At 67.1% G+C, this 18,956-nt stretch carries 18 protein-coding genes; 4 read left to right on the plus strand and 14 right to left on the minus strand.

Translation table 11 applies throughout. From position 1 onward, the window contains the following. Positions 1-5: 5 nt before the first annotated feature. The 6 genes from sciP to FBZ90_RS05795 form a co-directional block, all read right to left on the minus strand. Complete coding sequence (gene sciP / locus FBZ90_RS05770; RefSeq protein ID WP_145730079.1) at positions 6-344, minus strand: CtrA inhibitor SciP; 339 nt, start codon at positions 342-344, stop codon at positions 6-8. 169 nt (positions 345-513) lie between these two features. Next, on the minus strand, positions 514-1,227 hold the full coding sequence (locus tag FBZ90_RS05775) for a flagellar hook assembly protein FlgD (RefSeq protein WP_145730080.1): 714 nt from the start codon (positions 1,225-1,227) through the stop codon (positions 514-516). A gap of 25 nt (positions 1,228-1,252) precedes the next feature. Continuing rightward, positions 1,253-3,385 (minus strand): flagellar hook-length control protein FliK, encoded by a 2,133-nt coding sequence (locus FBZ90_RS05780; RefSeq protein WP_145730081.1) that lies wholly within the window; start codon positions 3,383-3,385, stop codon positions 1,253-1,255. A 300-nt stretch (positions 3,386-3,685) separates the two neighbouring features. After that, entirely contained in the window at positions 3,686-4,183 is a 498-nt protein-coding gene (locus FBZ90_RS05785; protein WP_145730082.1) for a flagellar protein FlgN, read from the minus strand. Beyond that, entirely contained in the window at positions 4,180-4,653 is a 474-nt protein-coding gene (locus FBZ90_RS05790) for a rod-binding protein (RefSeq protein ID WP_145730083.1), read from the minus strand. Before FBZ90_RS05790 ends, FBZ90_RS05785 begins: the two co-directional genes overlap by 4 nt. Then, entirely contained in the window at positions 4,653-5,744 is a 1,092-nt protein-coding gene (locus FBZ90_RS05795; RefSeq protein ID WP_145730438.1) for a flagellar basal body P-ring protein FlgI, read from the minus strand. Before FBZ90_RS05795 ends, FBZ90_RS05790 begins: the two co-directional genes overlap by 1 nt. A gap of 405 nt (positions 5,745-6,149) precedes the next feature. On the opposite strand from FBZ90_RS05795, the gene FBZ90_RS05800 reads away from it, so the two are divergent. Together FBZ90_RS05800 and dksA are read left to right on the plus strand one after the other, a co-directional pair. Then, positions 6,150-6,572, plus strand: a complete 423-nt coding sequence (locus tag FBZ90_RS05800; protein ID WP_145730084.1) for a flagellar assembly protein FliX — start codon at positions 6,150-6,152, stop codon at positions 6,570-6,572. A 266-nt stretch (positions 6,573-6,838) separates the two neighbouring features. After that, positions 6,839-7,258 (plus strand): RNA polymerase-binding protein DksA, encoded by a 420-nt coding sequence (dksA, locus tag FBZ90_RS05805; protein ID WP_145730085.1) that lies wholly within the window; start codon positions 6,839-6,841, stop codon positions 7,256-7,258. Positions 7,259-7,295: 37 nt separating this feature from the next. Here dksA and FBZ90_RS05810 read toward each other — a convergent pair whose 3' ends face one another. Continuing rightward, positions 7,296-8,291 (minus strand): AraC family transcriptional regulator, encoded by a 996-nt coding sequence (locus FBZ90_RS05810; protein WP_145730086.1) that lies wholly within the window; start codon positions 8,289-8,291, stop codon positions 7,296-7,298. Between the two features lie 415 nt (positions 8,292-8,706). Between FBZ90_RS05810 and FBZ90_RS05815 the strand changes: the two genes are divergently transcribed. After that, positions 8,707-10,182 carry a methyl-accepting chemotaxis protein gene (locus tag FBZ90_RS05815; protein WP_145730087.1) on the plus strand — a complete coding sequence of 492 codons (1,476 nt, stop codon included), beginning with the start codon at positions 8,707-8,709 and terminating at the stop codon, positions 10,180-10,182. A 232-nt stretch (positions 10,183-10,414) separates the two neighbouring features. Here FBZ90_RS05815 and flgH read toward each other — a convergent pair whose 3' ends face one another. The 5 genes from flgH to FBZ90_RS05840 form a co-directional block, all read right to left on the minus strand. After that, on the minus strand, positions 10,415-11,170 hold the full coding sequence (gene flgH, locus FBZ90_RS05820) for a flagellar basal body L-ring protein FlgH (RefSeq protein WP_145730088.1): 756 nt from the start codon (positions 11,168-11,170) through the stop codon (positions 10,415-10,417). A gap of 11 nt (positions 11,171-11,181) precedes the next feature. After that, positions 11,182-12,162, minus strand: a complete 981-nt coding sequence (gene flgA, locus FBZ90_RS05825) for a flagellar basal body P-ring formation chaperone FlgA (RefSeq protein WP_145730089.1) — start codon at positions 12,160-12,162, stop codon at positions 11,182-11,184. Positions 12,163-12,187: 25 nt separating this feature from the next. Next, complete coding sequence (gene flgG / locus FBZ90_RS05830; RefSeq protein WP_145730090.1) at positions 12,188-12,973, minus strand: flagellar basal-body rod protein FlgG; 786 nt, start codon at positions 12,971-12,973, stop codon at positions 12,188-12,190. A gap of 37 nt (positions 12,974-13,010) precedes the next feature. Next, entirely contained in the window at positions 13,011-13,730 is a 720-nt protein-coding gene (gene flgF / locus FBZ90_RS05835) for a flagellar basal-body rod protein FlgF (protein WP_145730091.1), read from the minus strand. 297 nt (positions 13,731-14,027) lie between these two features. Further along, entirely contained in the window at positions 14,028-14,504 is a 477-nt protein-coding gene (locus FBZ90_RS05840; protein WP_145730092.1) for a peptidylprolyl isomerase, read from the minus strand. A gap of 355 nt (positions 14,505-14,859) precedes the next feature. On the opposite strand from FBZ90_RS05840, the gene FBZ90_RS05845 reads away from it, so the two are divergent. Then, positions 14,860-17,358: an intermembrane phospholipid transport protein YdbH family protein gene (locus tag FBZ90_RS05845; RefSeq protein WP_145730093.1), complete on the plus strand. Its 2,499-nt coding sequence runs from the start codon at positions 14,860-14,862 to the stop codon at positions 17,356-17,358. Between the two features lie 7 nt (positions 17,359-17,365). On the opposite strand, the gene FBZ90_RS05850 is transcribed toward FBZ90_RS05845, so the two are convergent. Together FBZ90_RS05850 and FBZ90_RS05855 are read right to left on the minus strand one after the other, a co-directional pair. Further along, positions 17,366-18,130, minus strand: coding sequence for a hypothetical protein (locus tag FBZ90_RS05850; RefSeq protein WP_145730094.1), 765 nt, complete (start codon positions 18,128-18,130; stop codon positions 17,366-17,368). 140 nt (positions 18,131-18,270) lie between these two features. Further along, complete coding sequence (locus tag FBZ90_RS05855) at positions 18,271-18,888, minus strand: glutathione peroxidase (RefSeq protein WP_145730095.1); 618 nt, start codon at positions 18,886-18,888, stop codon at positions 18,271-18,273. Positions 18,889-18,956 lie beyond the last annotated feature (68 nt).

An 18,956-nucleotide genomic window follows, 5' to 3' on the forward strand; every position in this document is an offset into this window, starting at 1 on the left:
CGGCCTTATCCCGGCGTCCCTGGGGCTGGACTCAATCCATGCCGCGCTTTGGCATCCGCCTCGTCCGGACGATGGTCGGTGCGACGGTAGTCCTGCAAGCGGGTGGTGCGCAGGGCGCGGGGGCCGTGGGCTTCGATCAGCCGCTGCCAGGACAGGAATTCCTCCTCCGACAGCGTGTAGCGCGCGCAAGCTTCATCGATGGTCAGCAGGCCGCTGCGCACCCCTTCCACCACCTGTGCCTTGCGGCGCATGACCCAGCGCTGGGTGTCCGGCGGCGGAAGGTCATCCAGCGTCAAAGCCTTGGAGCCGCCGTCTCCGGCGGTCCCGGCCGTACCGTGGGCCATCGCCCCGTTCCGCGGCGTGCGGGGGCCGCGCCCGGCTTCGTCTGCCGACATGCCTTACCTCATACAGTGCGTACCGACCCCGGGTTTGACCAGGGACCGCATCACCATACGGGCGGGGGCGTTAATAAGACCTGAACGCCCCTATCACTTTCGGGCAGGTTCGGTCGGCTTAGGACGCCGACAGCACGGTTGTGACGTCGCTCATGTTCACGGTCATGTCGCCCATCTGCAGGGTGGGTGTGTCGCCGGACATGTCGACGCCGGTGACCTTGCCCGCCACCTTCACCGTCGTGGCCACGGCCTTACCGCTGCTGTCCGTGGCACTCACCTTCACGCTGTAGGTGCCGTCGGGCAATGTGTTGCCGGAGCTGTCCTTGCCGTTCCAGGAAAAGTTGTGGGTGCCGGCGGCACCGGAAACGTCGGTGGTGCTGACCAGCTTTCCGCTGCTGTCATAGACGTTCATGGTGGCGCTGGCCGCCGCGCTGGCATAGGTGACGGAGACGTTCGCCGTGCTGTTCTGCAGCGGGAACTTGTCGCCCTCCATCTCCACATACTTGCCCAGATAGTTCAGTACCTGGCTGCTCTGGCCGGAGGCCAGGGTGGACTGGATGGCCTTCAGCTGATTGTTGGCCTCGATCTGCTGTTCGACCGAGCTCATCTGCACCAGCTGCTGGGTCATCTGGTTGGTGTCCATGGGCGACGTCGGGTCCTGGTTCTTCAGCTGTGTGGTCAGCAGTGTCAGGAAGGTCGTGTAATTGTTCGTCAGGTCGCTCAGCGGATTGCTGCCCGTGGGGCTGCCGCTGGACGAGCCGGTGCCCGACGTGTTGCTGGTCGTGTTGTTCGTGGTGGTGTTATTGCTGGTGCCGCTGACGCCGCTGGTCATGATCCTACTCCCTGAAGCCTATTCCTCAGATCCGCACGTCGACGCGGCCGAGCGAGGGGATGATGATGTTTTCGGACGCGGCATCCTCGGTGGTGGCCGTGTCGTCCATGGAGAATTGCTGGCCGCGTGATCCGCTGCGGCGTTCCTGCTGCTGCTGGGCCTCGCTATCGTCCTTCAGGTTGAAGGACAGGCTGTCGCTGTCGGTCTGCAGGCCGGCGTCCTGAAGGGCGTTCTTCAGGTCGTCGGAATTGCGCTGCAGCAGGTCCAGCGTCTTGGCGTTGTCCGCCGTCACGCTGGCGTGAACCTTGCCGTCCTTGTGGAAGTCCAGCTTCACATCGATGCTGCCCATGTCGTCCGGGGACAGCTGGATGGTGACGCTGTCCATGCCGTTGCTGGCGGCCTTCTGGAAGCCCATGGTCACCTGCTGCAATACCGGCGGGTATTGCGGCGGGCGCGCCGCCTGGCTGGTGCCCGCCATTTGCGCGGCGAAGCCGGTGGCGAAGGTGTGCTGGCCGTCGACCAGACCCATGAAGCCGCTGGCGTTCAGGGCCGCGTCGCTGGCCGAGGTGGATGTGCCGGTCGTTTCCGCGGCGGCGGGCAGCAGACCGTTCTCGGTCGTCACCAGCAGGCCATTGCTGGCCGTGTTGGTGCGGCCCGCCTGCTGCTGTTGCAGCAGCGTCTGCAGGGTGGCCTGGGCCGTCGCTGTGGCCGTTTGGGTGGCGGTGGCGGCGGTGCCGCCGCCGGCCACGGTGGCCAGGGCCGCCATGGGGGCCGCCGCCGGTGTCGCGGCATCGCCCATCTTGGTCAGGGGGGCCGCCGCGTGGGTATCGGCGTAGATCATGCCCTCACCGGAGGTGTTGGCCAGCAGGCCATTGCTGCCGTTGCCATCGGTGGCGCTGTCGGCCGTCTGCTGGCGGGTCTGGTCCGCCGTATCGGCCGCGCCGGCCTTCTGGTCGGTCGCGGTGGCGCTGACGCTGACACCCGGCAGCTTGACCGTATCGCCCTTGGCGTTGGCCTTGTTGGGCGTGCCGCCCTTCAGGCCCGAGCCAGAGACACCATCGGCCTTGCCCATCTTGGCGTCCACCGTGCCGGCGGCGACTGCGGCAGTCGTGGCGGCCAGCGCCGCGGCGTCGGTCTGGGCTTTCTGGGCCTGCGCCGTGGCGGCTGTCGGGGCCGGTGAGGTGGGGGCCGACGGGGTAGGGGCTGGCGTGGCGCCTGCGGTGGCGGCGCGGGCGCTGGCCACCGGGGTGCCTGCCGCCAACGCGGCGGCCTTCTGGTCAGCCACGGCGAGGGAGGTCGCGGCGCTGGCGGCCGCACTGCCCTTGGTGGGCGTGGTCGTCGCCTGGCCGGCCGACAGGGCCGCGGCGGCCTGGGCGGCCAGCGTGGCGTCGGCGGCCGTGGGCTGCCCCACTGGCGTCATGCCGGCCAGGGCAGCGGTCCCAGCGCCTTCAGCCTGCGCCTGGGTGCCGGACAGGGCTTCGGTGGTGCCGCCTTGGGGTAGGGGCGTCTGGCCTGCGGCCGTCTGGGCCAGCGCGGCATCGGCGCCTTTGGCGGCGGTGAGGTCCGCGATCTTGGTGGCATCCTGCGCCGCTTGGCCGGTCGCCGAAGGGGTGGGCGCCGCAGGGGTGGGCGCCGGTGTCGGCAGAGGCTGTTGTTGCGCGCCCGCGGCCAAGGCGGCCAGCGTGGCATCGGTGGTCGTGCCGTCCGGGCTGGTGGCGGCGTCCTTGCCGTCCTCGGTCGTGACCGCGTCCGTCGTGGCGGTCGCTGCCGACCAGTGGGTTTGTGTCCAACCGGTGCCCGCCTGCAAGGCGGAGGGGCTATTGGCGGTGATACCCGTCATAAGCGCCGTCACGGCCGTCCCCGTCGTGGTTCCCGCCGGGGCGATGCCGTTCTTGCCGGTCGCGCCCGCCTTGCCGGTGGCGAAGGGCACGGTGGAGGGCGTGAAGGGCGAGGTCGCGCCCTGGCTCGTCCCCAGGAACGCGGTTCCCTGGCCGGCGGACTGGCTGCCGACATTGTCGGCTTCGACCATGCCGCTCAGCAATTGCGTGAACAAATCCGTGGCGCCGTCACCGCCCGCCGCCGTTCCGCCGCCCAGGATGCCGGCCGCGGATGTCCCCTGGGTGGGGAACAGGCTCTGAACGGGCTGGAAACCGGTCATGTGTCGCTTCCTTGGGCCTAGGCAGGTCCCCACCGGGGTGGGAGGGGACGGTGGCGGGCAAAAGTGCCCATCGCCCGAGGAAAGCAATCGACGTGCCAGGATCACGTGCCGGCAAAACCAAGGTTTCCGGCGGATGTTGGTCGAAGCGGCATGCGGTGCCGCGTGTCGGCCGGCGGTAGGGGAGGGAGCTTATTGCCGCAGGGGGCAGATTCTGCCGCCCCATCAGGCGGCTCAGGCGCCAAAGCCCGCCACCGGCTCACGGCCGGGGCGGGGGATGGGCTCAGCGGCGCGAGCGCGCGCTCACAGGCACTGGTTCACGGCAAGGGGCGGAATGCCGGCGCGGCGATAGCCCGCCGGCCGGGCGGCGCCATGCCTGGCGACGTAGCCCTGTTCCTGGTTGCGCTGCTTGTTGATGGTGTTGACCATGATGTTGACCACCGACTGCGCCACGGCGGCGGCGGCCCGCAATGCGGTGGCGTTTTCCATGGACTCGCGGTGGAACACCTCGGCCAGGTCTTTCATCCGCGCCTTCAGTTCCGGATCCAAGGTGCGCAGTCCCGCCATATCCAGGCTCATGATGCGCACCGCGTCCTCATAGCCCTTGGTCAGCAGGTGCTTGCGTTCCACCAGGGCCAACATGGCCTTGATGTCGCGCTTCTTCAGCAGCGCCGTTTCTTCCTGGTAGAGGGCCATCAGCCGTTCCATGGCGGAGATCAGCGACTGGGCGCGCGCCTCCGCCGCGCCGGGGCTGGCCGGGGACGGGTTCAGGGGTGGGAAGACGATGTCGGTGGGGGTCATGGCGTGTCATCCGATGCGGTGCCGGTGGCGGCCGGGGCGTCCGTCGCGGTGTCCAGCGGCATATGCTGGGCCAGGCTCGCCTGCGCCTGGGCGTAGGCGTTGCGCGGCCGGCGCAACGGGTCGGTGGCGCCTGCCTTTTCCTGCATCCGCACCATCTCCTTCTTGATCTCGTCGGCGATGCCAAGGCCACCCCCCTTGGTGATGGCCTTGGCCTGTTCCTCGATCATCATGCCGCGGAACATTTCCTCGGCGTGGCCGCCGCCGAAATTGGGATCGACCTCCACGCCTTCCCACATGTGCTGCAACATCTGGCTGATGAAGACGGATTCGAATTCCTTGGCCGCCTTCTCGACGGCCGCGTCGTCCTTGGTTCCATCGCCGGGGCCGCCTTGTGGCCTGGGCGTGCCCTTCGCGTCCATCAGGGCCTTGGCGTCGTAGCCGGGCGGCGACAGCCTCATCTCGTCGCTCATCACATCACCTTCAGTTCGGCCTGCAGGGCGCCGGCGGCCTTGATCGATTGCAGGATGGAGATCATGTCGCGGGGGCTCACACCCAGGGCGTTCAGGCTTTGCACCAGGTCCTGCAGGGACACGCCTGAGGGCAGGATGGCCAGCTTCTTGCCCTGTCCGTCGTCCACCTGGATGTTGGTGCGGGGAACGGTGGCGGTGGTGCCGTTGCTCAAGGGGCCGGGCTGGGAAACCTGCGGGGTCTCGGTGATCTTGATGGTCAGGTTGCCCTGGGCGATGGCGACCGTGTTGATGCGCACGTTCTCACCCATCACGATCACGCCCGACGCCTCGTCGATGACCACGGTGGCCGGGTTGTCGGGGGCGACCCGCAACTGCTCGATATCGCGCATGAAGCCGACCAGGTCGGCCTTGCGGCCAGCCGGCACGTTGACCGTCACGTTGGACGGGTCCATGGCCAGGGCGGTGCCGGTGCCGATGGCGGCGTTGATGGCGTCGGCGACGCGCTTGGCCGTGGTGAAATCGGGGTTGTGCAGGGCCAGGTGCAGGGCCTGCATGTCGGACATCCGGAAGTCGACTGTGCGTTCCACCAGCGCGCCGGCTGCGATACGGCCGGCGGTGGGGACGCCGCGCGTGACGCTGGCGGCCGCCCCCTGGGCCGTAAAGCCGGAAATGGCCACAGGGCCCTGGGCCACGGCGTAGACGTCGCCGTCAGGCGCCAGCAGGGGCGTGCCCACCAGGATGCCGCCTTGCAGGCTCTTGGCGTCGCCCAGCGTGCCCACCTGCACATCGATGCGGGTACCCTGCGCCGCGAAGGGGGGCAGGGTGGCGGTCACCATCACCGCCGCCACGTTCTTGGTGGTCAGCGTCGTACCGCGGATGTTGACGCCCAGGCGCTCCAGCATGCCGTACAGGCTCTGCTGCGTGAAGGGCGCGTTGTTGATGGTGTCGCCCGTGCCGTTCAGGCCGACGACCAAGCCATACCCCACCAACACGTTGTCGCGCACGCCCTCCACATCCACGATGTCCTTCAGGCGCGACTGCGCCTGGGCGGGCTGGGCGGCGCCCAGGGCCAGAAGCAGGACGGCGGCCATCGCGGCGGCGGCGCGCTTGAGGCCAAGGCCCCAGGCGGTGGCGGCGGGACGGGTGGGGGCGGTGGTGGACACGGGCGGGATACTCCCTGAAACAGATGCCAATCCCTTAAGCGAACTTCATGCCAACTTCAGCATGCGCCCAAATCCGGCGGATTCCCAGGCGCGGCGCGGGGAATGCGGCGCGGTTGCGGGGGGCGATGGCGTGGGGGGCGGCCGCAGGCGGCGGTTTATCCCCGGCAAAATTTGCCCTATGCGGCTCTTCCCCACGGGTGGTAACAATAAGACAGGCCGCAGGCCCGCCAAACCGGCGGAATTGCCCCTTTTCCCGGTCCTTAAACCTGGGCTGGCGGGGGCATCGGTCCGGATGCGCCGGGCGGCCGGCCCTGATTGCGGTGGCGGCACGACATGAAGATCGAAGGTCCTGGTTCCTCCCTCCCCACCAGCCAGACGCGCAAAACGCAACGGGCTGGCGGCGACAGCTTCCGCACCCATGTATCGGAAAGCGATGGTGATGAGGGCGCCAAGTCGGTGACCGGCGCCCAGACCGCCATGGCCATCACCCCCCTGCTGGCCTTGCAGGAGGTGGACGACGCCCTGAACGCCAAGCGCAAGGCGCGCCAGCGGGCGGAGACGCTGTTGGACAAGCTGGAGGAACTGCGCCTGGGCCTGCTGGCGGGTACCTTCCCGCGTGAACGGCTGCAGGAGCTGGTGCGCATGGTGCAGAGCCGGCGCGACACCGTTTCCGACCCGCGCCTGCAAGAGGTGCTGGACGAGATCGACCTGCGGGCCCAGGTGGAACTGGCCAAGTTCGAATCGGCGCAACGCTGAGGGCCGTTGTGCCGCTTCGCCGGGGCGCCGGCCGGCCGGCGCATCCCCCGGGGCCCGGCCTTGGGCCAACAGCCCTATTCTTATATGCTTAATACCGGTAATCCAAATGGCTGGCCGCGCTCCCGCTTTGGGGGGCGCGGTGACAATCGTCATTGCTATCAATAGCTTAAACCTGGCCTTGTGAGGCTGCGGTCAGTATTGCGGGTTGCGTGCGCTCTCCCTATACTCCGCGCCGTCTCGATCACACTGGATTCGGACCAAAACATATGTCGTCTCCGATACTTCCCCCGGATTACCACCCGTCCGAGGATGAGCCGTACATGAGCCCCGTGATGACGGAGTATTTCCGTCAGAAGCTGCTGCAATGGCGCGCGGAGCTTTTGAAAGAGTCCACTGAAACCCTGGTCAGCTTGCAGGATGGCGGGATCCAGGAACCGGATATCGCCGACCGCGCCTCCGCCGAGACCGACCGCTCGCTGGAACTGCGCACCCGTGACCGGGAGCGCAAGCTGATCAGCAAGATCGACGAGGCCATCGAGCGAATCGAACTGGGCGAGTACGGTTATTGCGAGGAGACGGGGGAGCCCATCGGCGTCCGCCGGCTGGAGGCCCGCCCCATCGCCACCCTGTCGGTGGAAGCGCAGGAACGGCACGAGCGGATGGAGCGCACGCAGCGCGACGACTGAGGTGCTTGGCGGCGGTCTTCGAACCGCCGCCCCAGCTTTAGGCACGATGCCTGCGCAGAACAGCCGACGGGGACTCGCCGAAAGCGGCCAGGAAGTCCTTGCTGAAATGGCTTAAGTCGGCGTAGCCGCAGGACAGCGCGATCTCGGTCACGGTAAGGGCGGCGGTGCCGCTTTCAGCCAGGCGCCGCGCCCGTTGCAGCCGTATCCGCTTCAGAAACTCCATGGGCGAATAGCCGCGGTGTTGGGCGAAGGCCCGGAAGACGCTGCGCGCGCTGGCCCCTGTCGCCGCGACGATGTCCTCTATCGTCAGCGGTTCCTCGGCGTGGGCCGCGATGAACTCCTCGGCACGGCGGACCTGCCAAGGGGCGATGCCCTGGGCGGGACCTTCGAGACGGTGACGGTGGTTGTGCCGCCCCGTGACCAGCAGGGCTGTCACCAGCGCCTGTTCCAACTCTTTCAGAACCAGTTGGCCGGCTGGCCCTGACAGGTGGTCGGCCGCATTGGCCAGGGTGACCAGGATCCCTTTCAGCGTCTGCCCCTCGGGGGATTGGAGATCCAGGGGGGCGTCGAACCGCAGCGGCCCGGTGATCGCTTCACCGGCCAGCGAGGCAAGTTTGCGCGTCAAGGTGACGACGGGCACCCGCCAGGCGAATTGCTGGAAGTCCTGGTGGAAGTCAATCGTCGCATCGGCGGAGGAGATGCACGCCATGGCCGGGGCCAAGGCGACGTCCGCGTTGGCCGTCCTCGTCACGCCATTTCCCGCCCACGGTACTTGTAGGCGCAGGTAGGCCCCCTCGGAAAAACGCAGGGTGACGGGAAAATCATAAGCGCAGAACCAAAGGTCACTTTCGGCTAGAGGGCAGTGGTTTGCCCGCATGTCGCAGGCCGGTGCGCCGATGGGTGCCCTCAAGGCGGTCGCTGCCAAGCGCCCTTCGGCGAAAGCGATGGCTTCGTCCACCGTCGAGGTCTTGAACGAGAGATGATGGGCCAGCGGCAGGCTTGCGCCGCCTTTGCTTATCCGTTCTGTGATCAAGGGCGTGGCATCCTCGTGTTCGGTTAACCAACCCGCACACAATCCACGTAACGCTTATCACGCCCAAGTCGCTGTGACCACAGCGCGGGAAAAACCTAGCCGATTGAACTGCCTATTTGGCATTTTTTGCCAAGACCTGGCGCTGCTGGCCAAGAGAGTGGCTTGTTAATTGTTTTATAATGAAGGTTTATAATTTTTAATATAGATCCTCTATTAATAATATTTTATCAATAACGTAAAAGCCTATTCTTTTGATTACATACTTAATTATAGTGATCCATCTTTATCTTTAAACATGGCATTAACCCCTCTATGAGAGGGTCATCTGGCGCGACCAATCGCCATTGGAATTTGTCAATGCGACATAATGGCCCAGAAGAGATTGGTCACAAAACAATTCCTAGGAGGCTTCCTCATGTTTGGAACGCGTCGCAATCTTGAACTGGCGGGCAAACTCGCCGCTTTGGACAAGTCCCAGGCCATTATCGAATTCGCCCTCGACGGCACCATCCTGGCGGCGAACGCCAACTTCCTGAAGGCCATGGGCTATACATGGGGGGAGATCCAGGGCCGCCATCACAGCATGTTCGTCGAGCCGCAGGTCAAGGAGAGCGCCGACTACGCCCGCTTCTGGGAAGCGTTGCGGCGGGGTGAATTCCAGGCGGCACAGTTCAAGCGGATCGGTAAGGGTGGGAAGGAGGTCTGGATCGAGGCCTCTTACAACCCGATCTGCGACCCGAGTGGCCGTCCGTTCAAGGTGGTCAAATTCGCCACGGACGTGACCGCGCAGAAGATGGAATACGTCGACATGCGGGGCCAGGTGGAGGCGATCAACAGGGCGCAGGCCGTTATCGAGTTCTCGATGGACGGCACCATCCTGACGGCCAACAGCAACTTCCTGGGTGCGGTTGGCTACACCTTGGACGAGATCAAGGGCCGCCATCACAGCATGTTCGTGGAGCCCGCGATGCGGGAGAGCGCCGAGTATCAGGCGTTCTGGCGGGGCCTGCGGCGCGGGGAATATTGTGCGGCGCAGTTCAAGCGCATCGGCAAAGGGGGCAAGGAAATCTGGATCGAGGCGTCCTACAACCCGATTTTCGACCTGAACGGCACGGCGTTCAAGGTGGTGAAGTACGCCACGGACATCACGGCCCAGGTCCAGATGATGGTCGACCTCAAGGTGTTGATCGATCGGAACTTCGGTGAAATCGATCAAGCCGTGGCGCAATCCAGCCGCCAATCCGAGGATGCCGCCCACGCCGCCGGCGAAACATCGGGCGCTGTCCAGATGATGGCGTCCAGTGCCGAGGAGTTGGCCGCATCCATTCGTGAGATCGCGCAGAGCATGGCCCAGTCCCGGTCGGCGACGGACAGCACGGCCGAACTGGCCCAGCGCGCGGACGCCGCCACCCAGCGCCTGGCCGAGGTGGCCAAGTCCATGGAGGGGGTCGTCGACGTGATCCGGTCCATCGCGGGGCAGATCAATCTGTTGGCCCTGAACGCCACCATCGAGGCCGCGCGTGCCGGTGATGCGGGCAGGGGCTTCGCCGTGGTCGCCACGGAGGTGAAGAATTTGGCCAACCAATCGGCCAGCGCCACCCAGAAAATCTCGGACGAGATCGGGGGTATGCAGGCAGTCTCCGACGATGTGGTCACCTCGTTGGAAGCCATCCGGCAGTCCATCAGCGCGGTTCGCGAATTCGTGGCCTCAACCGCCAGCGCGGTGGAGGAGCAGAGCGCGGTGACCCGGGACATGTCGTCGAATATGCAGAAGACCGCCGGTGCCGTTGAAACAGTGACTCGCAGCCTTTCCAGTATATCGGCCGCCAACCAGCAGGTGGGCCAGGCGGTGTCCCGGACGAAGGAGGCCGCCAGGATTTTGGCCCGCTGAGCCCAACCTTTATCCTACCCTCATAAAAGAAGGGCCGGTGCATGCGACACCGGCCCTTTTTAGTTTGTTCGAGGTCAACAAAGCTCCACAGAGGCCCCGTGGACAGGGGGACTAACAGGCGAAAATGGAAACGGGACCGGCATCGCCGGCAGAGGGACATGATCTGGTGTGACGGGGAAACCCGGCGGCGGGGGCACCGCCGGATCGCTGGATATCGAAGGGCGTTGCTGGATCAGAAGGGCAGCAGCACGTCCAGCAACTGCTGGCCATAGCGTTCCTGCTGAACGTCGGTGATCTGGCCGCGGCCGCCGTAGGAGATGCGGGCTTCAGCGATCTTCTCGTAGGAAATAGCGTTGGTGTTGTCGATGTCCTCGGGCCGGATGATGCCCTGGATGGTCAATTCGCGCAGTTCGTAGTTCACGCGCACTTCCTGCTTGCCCTGGATGACCAGGTTGCCGTTGGGCAGGACCTGGGTAATCAGGGCGGCGATCTTCAGGTCGATCTGTTCGGAACGGGCGACGGTGCCCTTGCCGTCCGACGCCTTGGCGCTGGTGGTCGACACCAGGCTGGAGGCGGAGGTGGCGGAGTTCAGAACCTTGGGAATCTGGGCTTCCAGGCCGAAGAAGTTCGGCATGCCCATGCTGTCGGAATTGGCGCGCGACCGCTTGGTCTCATCCGACACGTTGGCGCTGTCGTTGATGGAGATCGAGATGGTTAGGATGTCGCCGGTCTGGCTGGCGCGCTGGTCCTTGAAGAAGGCGCGGGCGCCCGGACGCCACAGCGAGTTGGCCTGACGCTCCAGCACCGGCGGGGTCGGCATGGGCATGCGCACCGGCTGATAGCCCTTCTGCGTTGTCGGGTCGGACAGGTTGCTCATGTCCGGCGCCTTGCCGATGTTGTTGATGCGGTCGACGGCGCCGCAGCCGCTCAAGGCCACGGTGGCGACGGTGGCGATGAGGAGAGCGCGGATGGTGGAAGGCACAGGCATGATGTCTCTCCTCAATTCAGGGCGGTACGGGTGGTGCGGGCGGTAGCGACCGGGACGGGGGCTTGGGCCGCCGGCTGCACCATGACCAGGTTGGGGCCGGCGACGCGGGCATCGATGGTCCGGTTGCTGGCGGTGTTGGTGACGCGGATGATCTCGTTGATGCCGCCTTCGGTCTGGGCGCGGCCCTGGACCGTCAGGATCATGTTGCCCGACTGCAGCATCATGGTGACCACGGCGCCGCGGGTGACCACCACCGGCGCCCGCACCTCATCGGTGCGCACCGGCTGGTAGGGGCTGGCGCCGTGGCGCACGGTCAGGCCGATCAGGTCGCGCGCCTCGGTGACCACGTCGCCGCTGATGCGGGTGCGCGGCACCTTGGTCCATTCCACATCGCTGGCGGCGATGGTTTCACCCGGGGCGACGCGGCGGTTCAGCACCGGCAGGGTGACCATGACGGCCACGCGGGCGCCGAAGCTCTGGCGGATGACGGGCTCGCCCTTGGCGGGGATGACCAGGTCGCCGGTGGCGCGGCCGCGGGCGGCGTCATAGTTCACGTTGGTGAAGCCGATGCTGCTGTCGCTGTTGGCCGGCAGGCGCAGGACGGTGCCGGGATTGTCCAGCTGCACCTCCATGCCGGCCGGCGCGCCGGCGTCAGCCAGGGCCTTGGTGAAGGCCGCCTGGATCTGGTCGGCGGTCACGTCCACCGACGGGCGGCTGACGATCACGCGCTCATTGCCGGCGGGCTTCCAATCGACGCCGTTGGCGGCGGCGATGCGTTCCAGCACGGAGGCGTCGTAGGTGATGCGGTGGCCGGGGGCGGGGGCTTGGCCGATGACGATGGCGGCCTGGTTGGGGCCCAGCGCGTCGAACAGGTCGCCCAGGTGGATGGTGTCGGCGTTGACATCCACGTCGCCATGCAGGTCGGCGGCCGTGGCGGCGCCGGCGCTGAAGAGGATGCTGGTGCCCAGCAGAATGGTGGCCAAGGCTTTCATGACTGTTCTCCGCTATCCGCCGTCATCACTTCATGTTGGTGATGGACTGCAGCATCTGGTCCGTCGTGGTGACGACGCGCGAGTTCATCTCGTAGGCGCGCTGGGCCTGGATCAGGTTGGTGATCTCGGTCACGACGTTGACGTTCGAGGTTTCCAGCGCGTTCTGGGTGATGCGGCCGAAGCCGGTGGAGCCGGGGACGGCGGTGGCGGGCTGGCCCGAGGCCGGGGTTTCCAGCAGCAGGTTGTCGCCGATGGCCTCCAGGCCCGCCGCGTTGGGGAAGTTGGCCAGGGTCAGCTGGCCGACGATGGCCGGGTTCACCTGGCCGTCGATCTTGGCCTGCACCTGGCCCGAGGCGTCGACCGAGATATCCACCGCGTTCTGCGGGATGGTCAGGCCGGGGTTCAGCAGATAGCCGTCGGAGGTGACGACCTGGCTGTTGGCGTTCAGCTGGAAGGAACCGGCGCGGGTGTAGGCGATTTGGCCGTTGGGCAGCGTCACCTGGAAGAAGCCGTTGCCGTTGATGGCCAGGTCCAGGCTGTTGCCCGTGGTGTTGATGTTGCCCTGTTCGTTGATGCGGTAGACGGCGGCCGTCTTCACGCCGGCGCCGATCTGGATGCCGGTGGGGACGATGGTGCCGGCGTCGGACGAGTTGGAGCCGACGCGGCGCATGTTCTGATAGAGCAGATCCTGGAACTCGGCGCGCTGACGCTTGAAGCCCGTCGTCGTCATGTTCGCGATGTTGTTCGAGATGACTTCGACGTTGGTCTGCTGGGCCTGCATGCCCGTGGCGGCGATGGAGAGGCTGCGCATGATCTGTGTCTCCTAATTCTTCGGCGTCACGGGTGCGTTATTGGGCTTTGGCGAGGTGGGTGATCGCGTTGCGGATGCGATCATGTTCCTCTTCCACCAGCTTCTGGGCGATCTGGTACTGGCGCAGCACGTCGATCATCATCGTGGACTCGACGATGGGCTGGACGTTGGAGGCCTCGATGGCGCCCTGCGTCACCTGCGGGTTGGCCGAGGGGCGCGGCGTCTGGGTGGTGGTCATCAGGCCGCCGCCCAGGGTCTGCATCTGCTGCTGGTCGTCGAAGCTGACGATCTTCAGCTTGGCCAGCTGGGCGCGGTCGGCCATGACGGTGCCGTCGCCCTGGATTTTGATGTCGGTGGCGCCATCGGGGATGGTGATGCGGTTGTCGTTGGTGTCCAGCACGGGAAGCCCGTTCTGGTCCACCAGTTCGCGGCGGTCGTTCAGCTGGAAATTGCCGGCGCGGGTGTAGCGGGGGCCGGACAGGGTCTCCAGCGTGAAGTAGCCGTCGCCCTTCAGCGCCAGGTCCAGGGTGTTGTTGGTCACCTGCAGCGCGCCGGCGCGGGTGTCGCGCATCAGGCCGTAATCCTGGACGAAAGAAACCCGTTCGCCGCGGGCCGGCTTTTCCAGGTATTCCTGGAACAGCATGCGCTGCTGCTTGTAGCCCGTCGTGTTCATGTTGGCGATGTTGTTCGCCACCACATCCAGTTGCCGGGACAGCGCTTCCTGACGGGACAGCGCCACGTAAATCGGGTTTTCCATTTTCGCCTCGAACGCTGCTTCCGGTCGATGCCGGCCGCTTGTTAGTCGCCTCCCTATATGCAGGGGGCATGCCAACATTCGAGATGTAGGAAAATCAATAACTTGGCTGGGTGATGGGTTGGCAGGACCGGCAGGGAAGGGCCGTTGCGGCAGTTTCTGCCGAACCTTGCCTGCCCCAGCCGCCCCGGGCGGCTGTTTTTACCCCATCCCCAAAACGCGGACCGCCCGCCCCCTTAGGGGGGCGGGCGGTCGAACCTTTGAACCCGGGCCTTGAACCCGGGATACGGAGCGTTGGGGTCAGGCGGCGTCGGCCGCGACCTGCATCTTCACGATCCGGTCGGGGTCGGTGACGCTGCCGTTGTTACCGCGGCTGCCCTTCTTCAGGGCGTCGACGAATTCCATGCCCTCGGTGACCTTGCCCCAGACGGTGTACTGGCGGTCCAGGAAGGTGGCGTCGTCGAAGCAGATGAAGAACTGGCTGTCGGCGCTGTCCGGGTTCATGGCGCGGGCCATGGAGCAGACGCCGCGAACGTGCGGCTCGGCCGAGAATTCCGCCTTCAGCTTCTTGCCGGAACCGCCGGTGCCGTCACCGGTGGGGCAGCCGCCCTGGGCCATGAAGCCCTCGATGACGCGATGGAAGCTCAGGCCGTCGTAAAAGCCGTCGCGGGCCAGTTCCTTGATGCGGGCGACGTGGTTGGGGGCCAGGTCGGGGCGGAGCGCGATGACGACGCGGCCGGCCGGCAGGTCGAGATACAGGGTGTTCTCAAGATCCATTTTGGGAAGCTCGTTTTTGTGGTGGGCGCGTCCGTATCCGGCTTTGCCGGTCGTCGGACCATAGCGCCCCCGCCCGCCGATTTGAACCGCCCTTGTGGCGGAGCCGCCCCCTGCCTGCGGCAAGGTTGCCGGAGGGGGCGCCGAAATGGCCAGGGGTCTGAAACGGCAAGGACCTTGCATGGGAGGTCGATCGGGACCGCGCGATGGAGGTTCATGCCGGGCGCAGGGGGCTGCGTCCTGGCTTGTCGGCCATCGCCTGTCTTGTCACTCTCCACCACGGTTCCGGGTACCACCGGGGCCGGGAAGGGATCGGTACGCCCTCATGTCCATGCCCCCTTTACGGCCGCCGCCCGGGATGCGGCCGCCTGACGTCCGGGCCGCCAAGCCCCGGCGGCACCTGCCGCCTTGGGGCAAGCGGTGGCTTTGGGCGCTGCCGCCGGCTGGCCTCGCCATCGCCGGGGCCATTCTGGCCGGTCGGCTGTTTTTGCCGGCAACGGCTGAGCCGCGGCTGGCGGCGGCCCTGGTCGAGGCCGGTTTTCCCCAGGCACAGGTCACGGTGCGGCATGCCGGCTGGGGCTGGCTGGAGGCGGGCGTGCGCCTGCAGCCCGGGCTGGAGGCGGACACGGCGCTGGTGACCTTCACCGGCCTGGTCCCGTGGGGCACGCCCGCGCGCCTGGCCCTGACGGGCGTCAGCGTGGATGCCGGGCTTGTCGACGGCCAGGCCCTGGCCCGGCTGATGGACATGCCCATCGACCATGTCGAAATCGGCGCGGCGCAGGTGATTCACGGTGACTGGTCCGTGCCGCTGGTGGTGAACGCCACCCTGGACCGGCAGGGACGGGGGGGAGCGGCGACCGGCTGGCAGGGCCAGGCGGTACTGGAACCGGGGGAAGGCTGGCCGGCATGCGCCCTGACCCTGCACCTGTCCAAGACGCAGGATGGGCCCAAACTGACGGTGGAACCAGCGCCGGGCGACGGACCGCGGGTATCCGGCACCGTGGCCGCCGGTGGCGACAACACGACCAAGGCCGACCTGACGGTGACGGGCTTGCGGGTCCGCGATTGGCCAGGCCCTGTGGCCGGGCATCTGACCGGCCAACTGGTGGGGCGGGGCGACACCGCCCGCTGGACGATCAGCGCCACCGTCGACACGCCCGACGCCCACCTGACGCTGGAGGGCGCCCGGCCGTGGGCGGGGGATCAGCATCCGGCGGGGGCGGCAGCGGCCCCGTGGGGCGTGGTGGTCAAGGCCCGGGGGGCCGGCGCCCCGGCGGCCGCAGGTTGGAGCGGTTCCGGCCAACTGACGCTGACCGGAACCGCTGATGGGCGCGCGCTGGCCCTCGCCTTGTCGGCAGAGGGGGTGACGGCGCCGGAATTGCCCCTGATGGCATCCTTCCTGGGCCTCACCGCGACCGCGACGCCGCAGGGCGACGGAGCCTGGGCGTTGGCCCTGGTCGGTCCGGCGCAGGCCGGGGGGCGCTTGCGGGACGGACAGGGTACGCCCGTCAGCCTGGGCTGGGACCCTGGCGCGGATGGCCATCTGGCGGTGACTTGGCAGGGTGGGCTGGGCAAGGAGCGGCGCGGCCATGTGGATGTGCAGGGTGCGGTGGTGGGGCGGCTGGGGCCGGCCAGCGCGCCCCTGGTCGCCGGTGGCACCACCGACCTGCGCGCCGCCGCCGACTGGGACGCCGGCGGATTGAGCACCCTGGAGGCCACGGCCGTCTCGCTGGCGGCCCCCGTGTTGCTCAACGCCCGCCTGGAAGGCGCACACCTATCCGCCGGCTTTGATCGCACCCATCGGGGCAGTCCCTGGCAGGTCACCCTGGATGGGGGCCGCGTGCAGGGGACCGTGCTGCCGCCCCTGGCGCTGGCGGTCACCCTGTCGGGCGATCCCGCCGGCGCGCTGACGCTGGCCGGCCAGGCCCGGGGGCTGGGTACGCCGCTGGTCCTGGGGGTGAGTGGGCATTGGACGGCGGCGGATCAGCGGGGGGAGGCGGCGGCGGTGCTGGAGCCGCTGACCCTGTCGGCTGTGCCGGACCTGACCCAGTTGCTGCCGGGTGCCGGCTTGGCGGCACCGATGAGCGGGTTGGGCACCATTGCCGGTGGCGCCCGGCTGTCCTGGGACCAGGGGCGTTTGGCGGGCTCCGGCGATCTGCGGGCCGAGGGGGTCAGCTTGTTTGGGCCGCGTCTGTCCATCGACGGCCTGGACGGCCAGGTGACGCTGGACGGGCTCTTCCCGCTGCACAGCCCACCGGCGCAGCATCTCAAGGCCAAGGCGGTTGGCGCCGCGCTGGCGTTGGGTGACCTCGGGTTGGAGTTTCAGTTGGTCGATGGCCGGGTATTGCTTCAGGGGGGGGATCTGAGCTGGGCCGGTGGTCATGTCCACCTGGCCCCCGACGAGGACGGGGGATTCAGCGCCACCGTCAGCGGGGTGGACCTTGCCCGGGCGCTGCCAGGCTGGTCGGCGGCGGGCTACACCCTCCAGGGCACGCTGGGCGGCCGCCTGCTGGGACGCTTCGACGGGCTGACGCCGGTGCTGACCTATGGCGGGCTGGAAGCGGAAGGGCCGGGCCACATCGGTTACAGCGACAGGTCTGGGGGGGAGGCCGGGATCCCCGTGGTCCTGAACCCGGACCACAACGGCAAGGTCGCCCTGGTCACCCGGGCGCTGGCCGACTACGACTACCAGGCCCTGACAGTGCAGCCGACGGGACCCATCCTGACCGACCCGCGTGCGCGTCTGCTGCTCCGCGGCGTGAACCCGGAGTTCTACGGCGGCTATCCGGTTGATCTCGATCTGGACCTGGATGCCGGCGACCTGTCCGCCGGCGGCACGCAGGATCGGAGACGGTAAGGGCCTATCAGGGGAAGGGGCAGTGATCGCCGACGACGTCGACGAAGGAGCGTGAGCCGGGGCTGATCTTGAAGCGGTATTCGGTGTCATCGATGATCACCGAATGCTGCAGCGGCAGCATACCTGTCGTCTGGGTTTCCTTGCCGTTCTTGTCCGTGAACTTCAGGGTCACGGGCTTGGCCGGATCGAACCAGGATTGCGGCGCCCCGTCGGGGCTGCGCGAGGTGGCGCCTTCGCCCGAGACGGTGATGGCGCCATCGGCGAAGCCGGCCGAGGTGTTGGGGCCCTTGTACAAGGAGGTCGACAGCACAAAGCGCTTGGTCTCCGCCTTGCCGCAGGAACGCGGGGTGCCCGTCTGCTCGATGATCAGGGCCAGGCGGCCGGCGTCCACGCCCTCCACCATCTTCTTGGCCAGCAGGTCCTTCAGCCGGCCCAGGTCACCGGTCGGCACGTCGCGGTCATAGCGCACCTGCAGCTCGCTCACCCGCACTTCCGCTGTCTGCAGGGCGGCCTGCAGTTGGGCGACCTTGCGCTCGGTCTCCTCCTTGGAGGCCTGGGCCTGGTTCAGCTGGGTTTGAAGGTTCTGCTCCCGCCGGATCAGCTGTTCCTGTCCCACCTCGTAACTGAAGGCGCAGGCCACGCCGACAACGCCGGCCAGCAGCAGGAACTTGCCCAGACGCCCCCAGAAACGGCGGCGGGCCCGGCGGCTGTAATCATAGAGGCCATAACTCATGGTGGCGCCAACACCCAGCAGATAGGTCAGGGAGAACAAGGAATTAGTAAGCCCGGGAAACGATGTCTCCCGGGCCTGACCCTAGCGGGGCCGCCCCGCAAACTCAAGCGGCTGTCGGCCTTATACCGTCGGCGGCGGCGGTCGCCATCGACACCAACCATGACGAAACGGATTGGGTCTCAGCTGTTATGGGGCAGCGCCGCATTGATGGCGGCCTTCAATTCCGGCGATTCCGGCTCCACCCGGCTGGGGAAGGCGGCGATCAGGGCGCCCTCGGGGCTGATCAGGTACTTGTGGAAGTTCCACTTCGGCGCCCCCTTGGCGGCGCTGGCCCATTTGTAGAAGGGGTGGGCCTTGTCGCCCGTCACCACTTCCTTTTCCGTCATGGGGAAGTCGATGGCGAAGGTGGATTCGCAGAAGTGCTTGATTTCCTTGTTGCTGCCCGGCTCCTGGTCCAGGAAGTCGTTGGCCGGCACACCCAGCACCACCAGGCCCTTGTCCTTGTAGGCGGTGTAGAGCGCCTCCAGCCCCTTGTACTGGGGGGTGAAGCCGCAGAGCGAGGCCGTGTTCACCACCAGGATGGCCTTGCCCTTGAACTGGCTGAGCGGCAGCGGGTCGCCATCGATGGAAGTGAATTTGTAATCGTAGGCGGAGCCGGCGGCGGAACTGGGCAGGGCCGCGGCGGCATCGCCCCGTTGGGCGGTGACCAGGCCGGTGGCGGTGATGCCGGTGACGGCCAGGGCGGCGAGGGCCAGGCCCCGGAACAGGGAACGGCGGTTGGGTGGGGAAGCGGGCATCGGTTCTCTCCCTCGGGGTGGGCGGGCCCCTGCCGGGGGACCCGCCGGATCGCGATACGGAACTATGG

The organism is Nitrospirillum pindoramense (assembly GCF_007827955.1).
Classification (GTDB): domain Bacteria; phylum Pseudomonadota; class Alphaproteobacteria; order Azospirillales; family Azospirillaceae; genus Nitrospirillum; species Nitrospirillum amazonense_B.